This is a genomic window from Bradyrhizobium sp. 1, from assembly GCF_023073315.1.
Taxonomy (GTDB): domain Bacteria; phylum Pseudomonadota; class Alphaproteobacteria; order Rhizobiales; family Xanthobacteraceae; genus Bradyrhizobium.
The window spans coordinates 514,480-528,511 of record NZ_JADPJH010000002.1 but is presented as its reverse complement, the minus strand read 5'-3'; the positions used below and the strand labels follow the sequence as shown (position 1 = coordinate 528,511).

The following is a 14,032-nucleotide window of genomic DNA, read 5'->3' as shown; positions in this document are numbered from 1 at the left end:
CCATCGCCTAAGGCCGCCAACGACCAATTCTTGCTCAGCCTCGACGAGTCAAATAGATTTCGTAAAATCAGCATTTTTTCAGCCTGCCGGCCAAGTCACTGATATCGCTATCCCCGGCTACTGTGCATGGGGTTGTTTTTCGAGTTTTTGTTTAGTCGGGCCCACCGCCAGCCTCGCGGGATGGCGGGCGCCGTCACCCCGCCTTGGCGATGCGGCTGTCCGACCGCAAATTCTGGAAGAACTTTTCCACCTCGCGCGACAGCGTGTCCGCCGTCTTCGTCAGGCTGCCCGCAGCCGTCAGCACGGAAGCAGCTGCCGTGTCGGTCTCGCCGATGGCGTCACGGAGCGAGGTGATGTTGGCGACCAGCGTCTCGTTGCCTTGGGCGGCGCTTTGCGCGTTGGACGAGATCTCGCGCGTGGCCTGGTCCTGCTGGCCGATGGCGCCGGCGATAGCAGAGGTGACATCGTTGATCTCGCGCACCGCGCCGCCGATCTCGCGGACGGCATCGACCGCGTTGCGGGTCGAGGTCTGGATCTGGCTGACGTTCTCGCCGATCTCAGCGGTCGCCTTTGCGGTCTGTCCCGCCAGCGCCTTCACCTCATGCGCGACGACGGCAAAGCCGCGGCCGGCATCGCCGGCGCGGGCGGCCTCGATGGTGGCGTTGAGCGCGAGCAGATTGGTCTGCTCGGCGATGGTCTGAATCAGGGTCAGCACGCCGTCTATGCGCTGGGTGGCGGCTGCAAGGCTTTCGATCTCCGCGATCGACTTCTCGGTGCGCAGACCGGTCTGCTCGACCGCGCTGGCGCTCTGGCGCACCTGGCGGCCGATCTCTTCGACGGAGGCCGACAGCTCTTCGGCAGCGCTCGCGACGGCCGTGACGTTGTGCGAGGCCTGCTCGGTGGCGTTTGCCGCCGTGCCGGCGCGATTGCTCGCGTCCGCGGTGACACGCGTGATGGTCTGCGCGGTCTCGCGCATGACGGAGGCGTTGTCGCTGAGGCCACGCATGATCGCGCCGATCGCCTCGCGAAATGCTTCGACCGATTGCTCGATATGCCGGGCGCGCTGCTCGCGCGCGGCGGAGTCCTGTGAGACCTGCGAAGCGAGGTTGCGGTTGCGGCCCATCGCGTCCTGAAAAATCTGGATGGCGCGTGCCAGCGCGCCGATCTCGTCGGCGCGGTTGCTATGCGGCACCACGACGTCCTCAGCGCCGTCGGCGACCCGCTTGATGGTCGCGGTGATGGCGGAGAGGGGGCGGGCGATCGAACGTGCGATGATGACGATGCCGATCACGACCAGCATCAGCGCGACGCCGCCGAGGCAGGTCAGCACCAGCGACAGGATGCGGTTGGTCTCGGTCTGGTGCGCGATCTGCCTGGCGCGCTCGGCATAGACCTTGGACAGCGCCTCGAGGTCTTTGTTCAGCGCCGAGCGCACGGCGCGGTTGGCGTCGTTGTCGCCCCATTCGCGGCCCGCGGCCGCATTGATCTCGACGCCGCGGCGCACCAGCTCCTTGCGGAACTCGACGAACTGTTCGATGCGCTTCTTGAAAGTCGCGAACTGCTCGGCATCGTCGGCTTTGACGATGGTCTCCCAGTGCTTCACGACGGCGAGAATCTGGTCGTTGAACTTGAGCAGGCCCTCGCCGTATTTCTTCACGACGGCGGGCTCGGTCGACATGTAGACGCCGCGCGATTCCATCACCACCGCATAGACCAGAGAGTTGACGCGCTCGACGTTCAGCGCGGCGGCGTTCGCCGTCTCGATCGCGCTGGCCAAATCGGCGCTGCGGCGGCTGTTGGTGTCCGACAGCATCGCGATCGCCGCGGTCAGCAGGGCGAACAGCGCGAAGATCGCATAGAGCTTGGTCGCAAGCGTGAAACGGCCTGCCAAGCCAGTGGCATTCCCAGATCGGTCTGATGTCATGGTGCGGGGGCCCAAATGGCCGGGAGCGGCCGGAGAGCGCGGTCGGATAAAATTGATGCAAGACTATGCAGAATGAAGGTGGACGCAGCGTTAACGCGCCGGTTGAGCCCCTTCGCCAATAGTTGAAAGAAAGGTAAGATATTTCAGCGTCTTGATCCGGAGGTATAGTCTTGGGATCGCGCCGAAGTCGGTCACTGGCCGACGAACCCCCGGAGAGGCCCTTGGTCTACCGCCATACCATCGACGCCACGACCTACACCTTCCCTGATTTGCGCGACCTGCTCGCCAAGGCGACCCCGCCGCGCTCCGGCGACCGGCTGGCCGGCATCGCCGCCGCCAGCGCCGAGCAGATGATCGCGGCGCGGATGGCGCTCGCCGACGTTCCGCTCGGGCAGTTCTTGCAGGAAGCCGTGATCCCCTACGAGGCCGACGAGGTCACCCGCCTCGTCATCGACAGCCACGATGCCAAGGCGTTTGCGCCGGTGGCCTCGCTGACGGTCGGCGCCTTCCGCGACTGGCTGCTCTCGGATGCCGCAACGCCTGAGGTTTTGCGCAAGCTGGCGCCCGGCATCACCCCGGAAATAACCGCCGCGGTCTCGAAACTGATGCGCAACCAGGATTTGATCCTGGCGGCGCGGAAGTGCGAGGTCACCACCGCCTTCCGCAACACCATCGGCCTGAAGGGCCGGATGAGCACGCGCCTCCAGCCCAACCATCCGTTCGACGATGCCAGGGGCATCACCGCCTCGATCCTCGACGGCATTTTGCTGGGGGCCGGCGACGCCTGCATCGGCATCAATCCCGCGAGCGATGATCCCGCGGTAATCGGGCAATTGCTCCGGCTGCTCGACGAGATCATCGCGCGGTTAAAAATCCCGACGCAGGCCTGCGTGCTCACCCATGTCACGACGACATTGTCGCTGATCGGGCAGGGCGTGCCGGTCGATCTCGTCTTCCAGTCGGTCGCCGGCACCGAGGCTGCGAACCGCAGCTTCGGCATCGACCTCGCGCTTCTGAAGGAAGGGCAGGAGGCCGGGCTGTCACAGAAGCGCGGCACGGTCGGCCAGAACGTGATGTATTTCGAGACCGGGCAGGGCTCGGCACTGTCGGCCAATGCCCATCACGGCGTCGACCAACAGACCTGCGAGGCTCGCGCCTATGCGGTCGCCCGCGCCTTTTCGCCGTTGCTGGTCAACAGCGTGGTCGGCTTCATCGGCCCGGAATATCTCTACGACGGCAAGGAAATCATCCGGGCGGGGCTGGAGGATCACTTTTGCGGCAAGCTGCTCGGCCTGCCGCTCGGCATCGACATCTGCTACACCAACCATGCCGAGGCGGACCAGGACGACATGGACAATCTCCTGACCCTGCTTGCGGCTGCCGGCGTCACCTTCATCATGGGGGTGCCGGGCGCCGATGACGTCATGCTGAACTACCAGTCGACGTCCTTTCACGACGCGCTCTATGTCCGCGACGTCTTCGGCCTGCGCCGCGCGCCGGAATTCGACGACTGGCTGGTGCGGTCAGGCATTACGGGCGCCGATTTCCGGCTGGCCGGCGATGCAGGCCTGTTGCCCGATTTTGCCTCACGGCTGATCGCGTGACGGGCGGAAACGCCAATTCCCTCAGGAAACCATTGGCGGCCCTCGCGAATTAAGATGATGCCACAATATTGAGAAATTCCGGCAGCAGCATTACGCTATGTGTCTGGCTGGCAATTTCCGCAACCAGGTGGAGCGTGGCGGGGGAGCTTCAATGCGAGCTGAAAGCAACGGGACGGGCCGACGGATTCTCTGCGTGTTTCCGCGATACACCTCGTCGTTCGGGACGTTCGAGCATTCCTATCCGCTGACCGACGGCGTCTGCGCCTTCATGCCGCCGCAGGGGCTTTTGCTGCTCGCGGCGTATCTGCCCGAGGACTGGCAGGTCAAGTTCGTCGACGAGAACCTCCGGCGCGCGACGAAGGAAGAGTTTGACTGGGCTGAAGCGGTCTTCGTCAGCGGCATGCACATCCAGCGCCAGCAGATGAACGACATCTGCCGCCGCGCCCATGAATTCGACCTGCCGGTCGCGCTCGGCGGTCCCTCGGTCAGCGCCTGCCCGGATTATTATCCGTCTTTCGACTATCTCCATGTCGGCGAGCTCGGCGACGCCACCAATCAGCTGTTCGAGATTCTATCCCGCGATGTCTCGCGTCCCGAGGCGCAGGTGGTGCTGACCACCAAGGACCGCGTGCCGATGACGGAGTTTCCGATTCCGGCCTACGAGCTCGCCGACGTGAAGAAATACATGCTCGGCAGCATCCAGTATTCCAGCGGCTGTCCCTATGAGTGCGAGTTCTGCGACATCCCCGGCCTCTATGGCCGCAATCCGCGCATCAAGTCGCCGGAACAGATCATTGCCGAGCTCGACCGCCTGCGCGAATGCGGCATGACTGACACCGTCTACTTCGTGGACGACAATTTCATCGGCAACCGCAAGGCAGCGATGGATCTCCTGCCGCACCTCATCGAATGGCAGAAGAAGACTGGCTATGTGGTGCGGCTTGCCTGTGAGGCGACACTCAACATCGCCAAGCGTCCCGAGATACTCAAGAAGATGCGTGAGGCTTATTTCATCACCATCTTCTGCGGCATCGAGACGCCTGATCCCGACGCGCTGAAGGCAATGCACAAGGACCACAACATGATGGTCCCGATCCTCGAGGGCGTCCGCACCATCAACTCCTACGGCATGGAGGTGGTATCGGGCATCATCATGGGGCTCGACACCGACAAGGCGAATACCGCGGATGCGCTGCTCGACTTCGTCGAGGAGTCCCGGATTCCGCTGCTCACCATCAATCTGCTCCAGGCACTGCCGAAGACGCCGCTGTGGGACCGGCTGGAGCGGGAAGGACGCCTGATCGAGGACGACGGGCGCGATTCCAACGTCAACTTCCTGCTTCCCTACGATGACGTCGTTGCGTCCTGGAAACACGCCATGAGCGTCGCCTACGAGCCCGAAAAGGTCTTTGCGCGCTTTCAGTATCAATGCGACCACACCTATCCGCATCGCCTCAAGATGCCGGTGCCGGACGAGATGAAGACCTGGCGCAACATCAGGCGCGGCCTGATCATGATGAGGAACATTTTCTGGAAAGTCGGCGTGCTCGGCGACTACAAGCGGGTGTTCTGGAAGTTCGCGATGGGACGCATCAAGCAGGGCGACCTCGAAGGCCTGATCGGCTGCACCCTGATCGCGCATCATCTCATCACCTTCGCGCGTGCGGCGTCCAGCGGCGAGACGAATGCCTCGAACTACTCGATCCGGCTGCGCGAGGCCTCCGTTCCCGCCGAATGATGCGACATGTCTGATCCGGCCGTCCCGCGCCGACCGACCCTTGATCTCAGGTCGCTCACGCCCGCGCGCGTTGCGCTCGGGCGCAGCGGCGCGAGCGTGCCGACGAAGGCGCTGCTCGATTTCACGCTCGACCATGCCCGTGCCCGCGATGCCGTGCATGCCGCCTTCGATGCGCCGCGACTGGTAGAAGAACTTCGCGCGCTTGGTCTCGTCGTCACCGAGGCGCGGAGCCGGGCGGTCGACCGCCGCGACTATCTACGGCGTCCCGATCTGGGACGACAGCTTGATGCCGAATCGGCGGAGCTTCTGGCGCGAGATGCGAGCGAGCCATGCCAGATTGCTGTCGTGATTGGCGACGGGCTGTCGGCGGCCGCGGTCCACGCCCATGCTGTGGGTTTGCTGAAGCACCTGCTGCCGTTGCTCGCGAACGGGGACGATGTCGCGCTCCGCCATGTCGTCGTCGCCTCAGGCGCGCGCGTCGCGCTCGGCGACGAGATCGGCGCGATTCTCGGTGCGCGCATGGTGGTGACGCTGATCGGCGAGCGGCCGGGCCTGTCCGCGCCCGACAGTCTCGGTGCCTATCTGACCTTCGCGCCCAAACCAGGCCGCACTGATGCCGAGCGCAATTGCGTGTCGAATATCCACAAGGCTGGGTTGAGCTATCAGGAGGCCGCCTTCAAGATCGCCTGGCTGATCCGCGAGGGGCTGGCGCGGGAAGTCACGGGCGTGGCGCTGAAAGACGAGAGCGGCGACCGCGCGCCGCGTCGAATTGGCACGGCTTTTCCGGAATGACGGGCGTTTGGGCAAAATCGCCGCATCTTGATCGGTTTGGCCACCCTCCGCCTGCTTGCGAAAAGGGTGATTGACCTGCTAAACCCCACGCGGCCATTTTCCGCGCATTTTCAAAGGGCAAGCCTCCCATTGGTATGGCATTTTCAAGCCGTTCGCGGGACGCAATAAGCTCACAGACCGAGCCGATTTAGGAACTGGACAAGGCATGCTCGAAAAGCACCGCGAGAATGAGGTTCATGTCGACAAGGTCGAGCAGGGACCTGCGTCCTCGATCGCCTTCGGGCTCGAACGCATCGGACTGATCGCCGTCCGGGCGCCGATCGTCTCCTGCATCGTCCTGCTCGTGCTGATCGTCGGCGCGGTGTTCGGCATCCACCGGATCAAGATCGACGATTCGTTGTCGCAGCTGTTCCGGTCCAACACGCCGGAATTCCGCCAGTACGAAGCGGTGACAAAGAAGTTCCCGGCGGAAGAATTCGACGTCCTCGTCGTGGTCGAGGGCAAGACCCTGCTGGCGCGGAACAACCTCGAGAAGTTGCGCGACTTCGTCACCGACATGCAGCTGGTCGAAGGCACGCGTGGCCTCGTCTCGCTGTTCTCGGCGCGCCAGGCGCCGGCGCCCGGCAAGCTGCCAGCGGCGCTGTTCCCGCCCGAGCTGCCCGAGGGCGCGGCCTATGACAAGTTCATCGAGACCGTCAAGAACAACGAGATCATCCGCGGCAAGCTGCTGTCGGAGGACGGCACGCTGGCGCTGATCGTGCTGTCGCTCGACCCGGAGGTGGTCGCCTCCAGCAAGCTGACCAAGACCATTGCCGACATCCGCGCGCTGATGAAGGAAGACCTCAGCGATACCGGGCTCAACGTGCAGCTCTCCGGCGTGCCGGTGATGCAGCTCGAGATCCGCAACGCCGTCGAGCGCGACGGGCTCACCTACAACATCCTCGGCATCCTTGCCGGCTGCGTCATCGCCATCATCTTCTTCCGCAAGATCTCCTTCATGGTCGCGGCGGCGTTCCCGCCGATGATCGCGATCCTGCTGGCGCTCGGCGCGCTCGGCTGGGCCAATTTCAATCTGAACATGTTCCTGAACGTGATGACGCCGCTCATCATGGTCATCAGCTTCTCCGATTCGATGCAGCTGACGTTTGCCGCGCGCGACCGGCTGATCGCCGGTCAAGACAAGTTCACCGCATTCAAGAACGCGGTGCTGGTGGTCGGACCGGCCTGCGTGCTGACGCATGGCACTGCCGGCATTTCCTTCATCGCGCTCCAGTTCTCCGACTCGGACCTGATCCGCAAATTCGGTGAGGCGGGTCTGGCCGCCACCATCATCGCGCTGGTCGCGGTGCTGTCGCTGGTGCCGGTGTTCGGCGTGCTGCTGGTGCGCAACGAGAAACTGTTTGCGACCAAGTTCCAGAGCGCCGATGCCGGCGTCCAGGCGCTGCGCAATTTCTGCTACTGGATCGCGGTGCGCATGGTGGGCCGCCCCGGCCTGTTCAGCCTGATCGCGGTGCTGTTCGTCGCGGGCCTCGGCGTCATCTACGCCCATCTGGAGCCGCGCTACCGGCTCGCCGACCAAGTGCCGGACAAGCGCCAGGCCGTTGCCGCCAGTGACCGGCTCGATGCCAAGCTCACCGGCGCCAATCCGGTCAACGTGCTGATCCAGTTCCCCAAGGGTGAGACGCTCTACTCGCCGGAGACGCTGCAGACCATCGCGGACGTGCACGCGACCGTCGAGAAAGCCGCGGGTGTCGGCAACGTCTGGTCGCTCGAGACTTTGCGCCGCTGGCTCGCGGACAAGGCCGGCGGCGCCGACGTCGCGACGCTGAGGGAGTATGTGAGCGTCATTCCCGAACATCTGGTGCGGCGCTTCATCGATGCCGAGCAGGACGCCGTCGTGGTCGCGGGCCGTGTGCCGGACAAGGATTCCAGCCAGCTTCTGCCGATCGTCGACAAGCTCGACTCCGAGCTCGATGCCGTCCGCAAGAAGCATCCCGGCTACGAGGTTGCGGTGACGGGACTCGCCGCCATCGCCGCGCGCAACTCGGCCGGCATGATCGAGAAACTCAACCGCGGGCTCACCGTCGAATTCGCGCTGGTCGCGATCTTCATCGGCCTTGCCTTCCGCTCATGGGTCGTGATGTTCGCCTGCATCCTGCCTGGCATCTTCCCGGTGGTGATGTCGGGCACGGTGCTGTGGGCGATGGGTGAGGGGCTGCAATTCGCCAGCGTCGTCGCGCTCACCGTCTCGTTCGGCCTGGGACTGAGCGCAACCATCCACTTCCTCAATCGCCTCAGGCTGGAGAGCAAGCCGGGCGTCGGTTCGGCGCTCGCGGTGGAGCGCGCGACCGTGCTGGTCGGTCCGGCGCTGATCCTGACCACGCTGGTGCTGGCCTGCGGCCTCGTCGTCACCGTGTTCTCCGATCTGCCGTCACTGCGGCTGTTCGGCTGGCTCAGCGCTTTCTCGATGGTGATGGCGCTCGTCGCCGACCTCTTCATCCTGCGGCCGACGGCGATGTGGCTGATCAATCTGCACGCCAAGCTGCAAGGCCCCGATAAGCCGGCGATCTGAGCGGCTTCATCCATCGGACATGGAATCGGCGCAGTCTGGACGACTGCGCCGGAGTTCCGGTCGAGGATGCGCCATGCGGCACGACAGCTCCATCGTGGAGTTTCAACGGAAGCGAGGCGGCGATTCAGCCGCCTTTTTCGTTCCGTTCCTGACATCGGACACGATCCTGCTCGACGCCGGTTGCGGACCCGGGACCATCACGGCCGCGCTCGCGGGCATCGTCGGAAAGGCGGTCGGCGTCGATATCGAGCCGAAGGCGATCGCCGCCGCCAGTGCACTCGCGGCGGAGCCGGGCTTGAGCAACCTCGCCTTTGCCGAAGCGGACATGACCGCGCTGCCGTTCGAGGATGGATCGTTCGATGCCGTGTTCTTTCACGCGGTGCTCTACCATCAGAGCGAGGCGGTACTGACGCGAACACTGGCGGAAGCGCGACGGGTGCTGAAGCCGGGTGGCTTCCTCGCAACGCGTGACGCCGACGTCGGCGGCAATGTGCTTCACCCTGAAATCGACGGCGTGCGCCTCGCGCTCGATCTCTGGCAGCGCTGGTACGAGCACGACGATCCGGCAGCGCTTCGCTTCGGTCGCCGGCAGGGCGCCATTCTTCGCGCGCACGGTTTCGCGCCGGTCTGGGCGGGCGCCAGCTACGTCAACCACAGCGCCGATGCCGCGATCCGCAGCGAGGCCGTCGCCGATGCCAGGCGAAGCCTGCTCGGCCTCGGGCCGCGGCTTGTCGGCAAGGCGCTCGCCACGGACGACGAGATTCAGGCCGCGCTGGCCGGATGGGATGCCTGGGGGCGCGATCCCGACGCAGTCTATTTCAGATGCCGGTGCGAGTGCGTCGCGCGCAGAGACTGATCCAGCGGTGTGCGGCACTCGCGCGCCGACGCGGACGATCCTGTGAGGGTTGAATTTGAAACCGCCTACAGCAAAAGGCCCCCGGCTCGCGAGAACCAGAGGCCGTATTCATTTCGATGCGGGATAAGGCAATCAGCTCTTCGTCAACGTGATGTTGACGCCGCGGATCTCGCCCTTCGAAGAGATCTGCACCGTCTGCTTGGTGCCGTTGGTGCGCAGCGACAGATTGGCGGCGAAGCCGTTGGCCTCGACGAACACCTCGATCTGACCGCCGCCGGCGGTGCCTTGCAGATTGCCGAAGATGTTGCGGTTGGTCTCGCTCCAGTTGCCGGAGATCCGCTCGCCCTGGCTGGTCACGTCGCTGGTGAGGTCGAACTTGTAACTGTCGGACGCGCAGTGCAGGGCCTGCTTCAGGTTGAGACCGGTGCCGGCGACCTTGTAGTCCGCCCTGCAGCGGATCCGCTCGGTGGAACCGTCCGACAGCGACACCGTGCCGGTGCCGGTCCAGGCGCCATCGAAACCGGCAAACGGTCCGGCCGACTGAGCGTGGCTTGCCGAAACCGAGAAGAGCAGCGCAGCCCCGATGCCGGCCGCCTTGATCGCCAGTGCAGATCGCCCAAAAAATTTCATCACAAATATCCCGTTTTGGAACGACGTCCGCTCAACATCGGGGACGTCTCGCCACATCGAAGGTTTAGTGTTCCGAGCCTGTGTCAGGTTCAACGCCTGATCGCCAGACATGGCGGTTCATCAGGCGCCCGCGCCATGCCCGGACCCTGCGATTTGCTGTGTTTCAGCATGTTTCTGGCCGAAACGGCGGGGCGGACAGATGCAGCGCTGCAACAGCCGTGCAGTAAAATGCGCGGTGCCTGAATTATGACGTAGTATCAACCCCTTACATCTGTCAATGAAGGCCCGGGGAAGACCTGATTTGGTGGATGTGGCGCCAATTTGGCCGCATTTACCAGTGCTTGTGCCTTCTCCAAGGCCGCACTTTCCGCGGCGACTTGCCATCAGAACAATCCGCTCCCGCCGTCCGCCCTGTGCTGTCCGGGACCGGTGCGATTCTGCCGTCAGAACGAAGGAATACAATGCGTAAGCTTCTCGTCGCTCTCACCCTGCTGTCGGCATCCCTTTCCACGGCGGCTTTCGCCCAAGCAGGACGCGGCACGGACGCCGAGCAGAAGGCCTGCACGCGCGATGTGCAGAAGTTCTGCCGTCCGGTCATCGACCAGGGCGATTTCACCATCCTGGCCTGCCTCAAGGAGAACCGGGCCAAGATCTCGCAGTCCTGCGACCAGGTCCTGAAGAGCCACAATCAGTAAGCTCGGCCACTGGCCCACGAAGGCGGTCCTGGGGCCGCCTTTTCGGGCCGGATCCGGAAGGGCTGCCATCGACAGACAGGATTGGTTTTGCGGCCGTATTCCCCTATATGGGGGCCGCGGCGGCATCGTCGGCATGAGCCCGCGCGAGCGAAAAAGCCCTTCCTGTCCAAACGATTGTAGACCAGCCCTCGATGACCTCTGCGAGCGAATTGCGATCCGGCAAGGGTGAGCGCGACGAGAATTTTCCCGTCGCGTCCTGGATCATTCATCCGCGTCATCGTGCGCTGATCCTGGCGTATTACAATTTCGTCCGCACCGCCGACGATATCGCCGATCACGCCACCCTGCCGCCCGACGAGAAGCTGCGCTTGCTCGACCTGTTCGAGGCGGAACTGCTCGGCAACGGCGACACCCAGGCCGAAGCCGTTACGCTGCGCCGCGCGCTGGCCGAACGCGGCATGGCACCGCGCCACGCACTCGACGTGCTCATCGCGTTCCGCATGGACGTGACCAAGCTGCGTTACGAGAACTGGGACGAGGTCATTCACTACTGCCGCTACTCGGCAATGCCGGTCGGCCGCTTCATGCTCGACGTCCACGGCGAGAGCACTGCGACCTGGGCTGCATCGGATGCGCTCTGTGCGGCGCTCCAGATCAACAACCACCTGCAGGATTGCGGCAAGGATTTTCGCGAACTCAATCGCGTCTATCTGCCGCGCGATGCGCTGGCCGCGAGCGGCGCGTCGGTTGAGCAGCTTGGGCTGACCGAGTCGTCGCCGGCGATGCTGGCCTGCCTTCAGGGGCTCGCCGTGCGCAACGAAGCGCTGCTCGACGAGGGCAGGTCGCTAGCTGCGGAGATCCGGGATTTTCGCCTCGGCCTCGACGTTGCGGTGATCCAGGCCTATGCCGATCGCATCGTGCGCTTGCTGAGGGTGCGCGATCCGCTGCGCGAGCGCGTGCATCTGAACAAGTTCGAGCTTCTCACCTTCAGCCTCGCCGGGATGATCGGCGAAGCCGGCCGCCGCGCGATCGGACGCAAGGCCATTTCCAGACCGGGGACTGCACATGACGCTTGAGGCGGCCGCGCCCAGCGCCAATTACGGCTCGACCGCATCGAACAGCTCCTTCTACGCTGCGATGCGCATCCTGCCGCATGACCAGCGCGAAGCGATGTTCCAGATCTACAGCTTCTGCCGCCAGGTCGACGACATCGCCGATTCCGACGGTCCGCGCGACGAGCGGCTCGCCGCGCTTCAGGTTTGGCGCAACGACATCGAGGCGCTCTATCAGGGCAATCCGCCGCCGCGCCTTGCCGACTATGTCGGCTCCGTGAAGACCTTCGGGCTGAAGCGCGAAGATTTTCTCGCCATCGTCGACGGCATGGAGATGGACGTGCCGCAGGACATCCGCGCGCCCGACATGGCGACGCTGGATCTCTATTGCGATCGAGTGGCGAGCGCCGTCGGACGGTTGTCGGTGCGTGTGTTCGGTCTGCCGGAAGAGGACGGCATCGAGCTTGCCCATCATCTCGGCCGCGCGCTCCAGCTCACCAATATCCTGCGCGACATCGACGAGGACGCGGGCCTCGGCCGGCTCTATCTGCCGCGCGAGGCGCTGCTGCATGCCGGCATCACCTCCAACGATCCGGACCGCGTGATCGTCGAGCGTGCGCTGTCAAAGGTCTGCTTGCCGCTGGCACAGCGCGCAAAGGTGTATTTCGAGAAGTCGGACGAGATCATGAACCGCAACCGGCGTCGCGCCGTGCGCGCGCCGCGGATGATGTCGAAATACTATCACGCCATTCTGGACCTCCTGATCGCGCGCGGCTTCAACGCGCCGCGCGAGACGGTGCGTGTGTCGAAAGTCACACGCATCCTGATCCTGCTCCGTTACGCTTTCATCTGATGCAAAACACAGCTCACATCATCGGTGCCGGAATTTCCGGCCTCTCCGCCGCCGTGCGGCTCGCCAATGCCGGCTTCAAAATCGCCGTGCACGAGGCGACGCAGCAGGCCGGCGGCCGCTGCCGTTCCTATTTCGACGCCGCCACCAATCTCACCATCGACAACGGCAATCATTTGCTGTTGTCGGGCAACAGCCACGCGCGCGCCTATGCGCGCTCGATCGGCACCGAGGCCGGCCTCGTCGGCCCCGACAGCGCTCAGTTTCCTTTCGTCGATATCAAGACCGGGCAGCGCTGGCAGATCGATCTCGGCGCCGGCCGGTGGCCCGCCTGGGTGCTCGACGAGAGCCGCCGTGTTCCCGACACCGGGCTCACCGATTATCTCAAGCTGGCGCCGCTGATCTGGGCGTCGGAGCAGACGCTGGTCGGCAAGTCGATTCCTTGCGAAGGCGTGCTCTATCAGCGCCTCGTGCAACCGCTGCTGCTTGCCGCGCTCAATGTCGATCCGCCCGAGGGTTCGGCCGGGCTTGCCGGCGCGATCGTGCGCGAGACGCTGCTCGCCGGCGGACAGGCGTGCCGGCCGCTGATCGCGCGCGACGGCCTCAGCGCCGTGCTGATCGAGCCCGCCGTGACGTTCCTGCAGGAGCGTGGCCATACCGTTCAGCTCGGCCATGAGCTGCGTTCGTTCGTGACCAGCGATGGCAAGGCGAGCGCGCTGAATTTCGGTGGCGAGGATGTGATCCAGCTCGCCGACGGCGATGTCGTCGTGATGGCGGTGCCGCCGCGCTCTGCCTCCAGCCTGTTGCCGGGCGTGAAGACGCCGACCGAATTCCGCGCCATCGTGAATGCGCATTTCCGTATTGAGCCGCCGCCGGGTTCGGCGCCGATCCTCGGCGTGATCGGCGGCGTCGTGGAATGGCTGTTCGCGTTCCCGAACCGGCTGTCGGTCACCATCAGCAACGGCGACCGCCTCGTCGACATGCCGCGCGAGGAACTCGCACAGGCGATCTGGAACGATGTCTGCAAGGCGGGCGGTGTTTCGGGCGAACTGCCGCCGTGGCAGATCGTGCGCGAGCGCCGCGCCACATTTGCCGCGACGCCAGCGCAAAATGCCCTGCGTCCGGGGCCGGTCACTGCGCTGAAAAACCTGTTTCTCGCCGGTGACTGGACTGCTACGGGGTTGCCTGCAACCATCGAGGGATCGGTCCGATCAGGTGATCGTGCCGCAGATCTGGTTTTGGCCGCCAGGAAGTCTTGAAAAGCGGCCCTGAGGGGCAAACGTTCCCGTCAATTTCAATCGACAATCGGAGCAATCGAG

General features: G+C 64.4%; 11 protein-coding genes. 9 read left to right on the top strand and 2 right to left on the bottom strand.

Annotated elements, in window-relative coordinates; genetic code table 11:
• Window positions 1-193: 193 nt before the first annotated feature.
• The gene (locus IVB29_RS02335; RefSeq protein ID WP_247501771.1) at window positions 194-1,924 is read right to left on the bottom strand and encodes a methyl-accepting chemotaxis protein; all 1,731 of its coding nucleotides are present in this window, start codon (window positions 1,922-1,924) and stop codon (window positions 194-196) included.
• Window positions 1,925-2,145: 221 nt separating this feature from the next.
• On the opposite strand from IVB29_RS02335, the gene IVB29_RS02330 reads away from it, so the two are divergent.
• The 5 genes from IVB29_RS02330 (at window position 2,146) to IVB29_RS02310 (ending at window position 9,486) form a co-directional block, all read left to right on the top strand.
• Window positions 2,146-3,528 carry an ethanolamine ammonia-lyase subunit EutB gene (locus IVB29_RS02330; RefSeq protein WP_247501770.1) on the top strand — a complete coding sequence of 461 codons (1,383 nt, stop codon included), beginning with the start codon at window positions 2,146-2,148 and terminating at the stop codon, window positions 3,526-3,528.
• Window positions 3,529-3,679: 151 nt separating this feature from the next.
• On the top strand, window positions 3,680-5,266 hold the full coding sequence (locus IVB29_RS02325) for a B12-binding domain-containing radical SAM protein (protein WP_247501769.1): 1,587 nt from the start codon (window positions 3,680-3,682) through the stop codon (window positions 5,264-5,266).
• A 6-nt stretch (window positions 5,267-5,272) separates the two neighbouring features.
• Window positions 5,273-6,058 (top strand): ethanolamine ammonia-lyase subunit EutC, encoded by a 786-nt coding sequence (gene eutC, locus IVB29_RS02320; protein WP_247501768.1) that lies wholly within the window; start codon window positions 5,273-5,275, stop codon window positions 6,056-6,058.
• Window positions 6,059-6,263: 205 nt separating this feature from the next.
• A complete protein-coding gene (locus IVB29_RS02315; RefSeq protein WP_247501767.1) occupies window positions 6,264-8,630 on the top strand; it encodes an MMPL family transporter in 2,367 nt (788 codons plus the stop codon).
• A 73-nt stretch (window positions 8,631-8,703) separates the two neighbouring features.
• The gene (locus IVB29_RS02310; protein ID WP_247501766.1) at window positions 8,704-9,486 is read left to right on the top strand and encodes a class I SAM-dependent methyltransferase; all 783 of its coding nucleotides are present in this window, start codon (window positions 8,704-8,706) and stop codon (window positions 9,484-9,486) included.
• 132 nt (window positions 9,487-9,618) lie between these two features.
• Here IVB29_RS02310 and IVB29_RS02305 read toward each other — a convergent pair whose 3' ends face one another.
• Window positions 9,619-10,116, bottom strand: a complete 498-nt coding sequence (locus IVB29_RS02305; protein ID WP_247501765.1) for a hypothetical protein — start codon at window positions 10,114-10,116, stop codon at window positions 9,619-9,621.
• 461 nt (window positions 10,117-10,577) lie between these two features.
• Here IVB29_RS02305 and IVB29_RS02300 point away from each other — a divergent pair, with 461 nt between their 5' ends.
• The 4 genes from IVB29_RS02300 (at window position 10,578) to hpnE (ending at window position 13,972) form a co-directional block, all read left to right on the top strand.
• Window positions 10,578-10,811, top strand: a complete 234-nt coding sequence (locus tag IVB29_RS02300) for a hypothetical protein (protein ID WP_247501764.1) — start codon at window positions 10,578-10,580, stop codon at window positions 10,809-10,811.
• A 191-nt stretch (window positions 10,812-11,002) separates the two neighbouring features.
• On the top strand, window positions 11,003-11,887 hold the full coding sequence (hpnC, locus tag IVB29_RS02295; protein WP_247501763.1) for a squalene synthase HpnC: 885 nt from the start codon (window positions 11,003-11,005) through the stop codon (window positions 11,885-11,887).
• Window positions 11,877-12,716: a presqualene diphosphate synthase HpnD gene (hpnD, locus tag IVB29_RS02290; protein ID WP_247501762.1), complete on the top strand. Its 840-nt coding sequence runs from the start codon at window positions 11,877-11,879 to the stop codon at window positions 12,714-12,716. Before hpnC ends, hpnD begins: the two co-directional genes overlap by 11 nt.
• Entirely contained in the window at window positions 12,716-13,972 is a 1,257-nt protein-coding gene (gene hpnE / locus IVB29_RS02285) for a hydroxysqualene dehydroxylase HpnE (RefSeq protein WP_247501761.1), read from the top strand. The genes hpnD and hpnE overlap by 1 nt, the downstream gene beginning before the upstream one ends.
• Window positions 13,973-14,032: the final 60 nt, after the last annotated feature.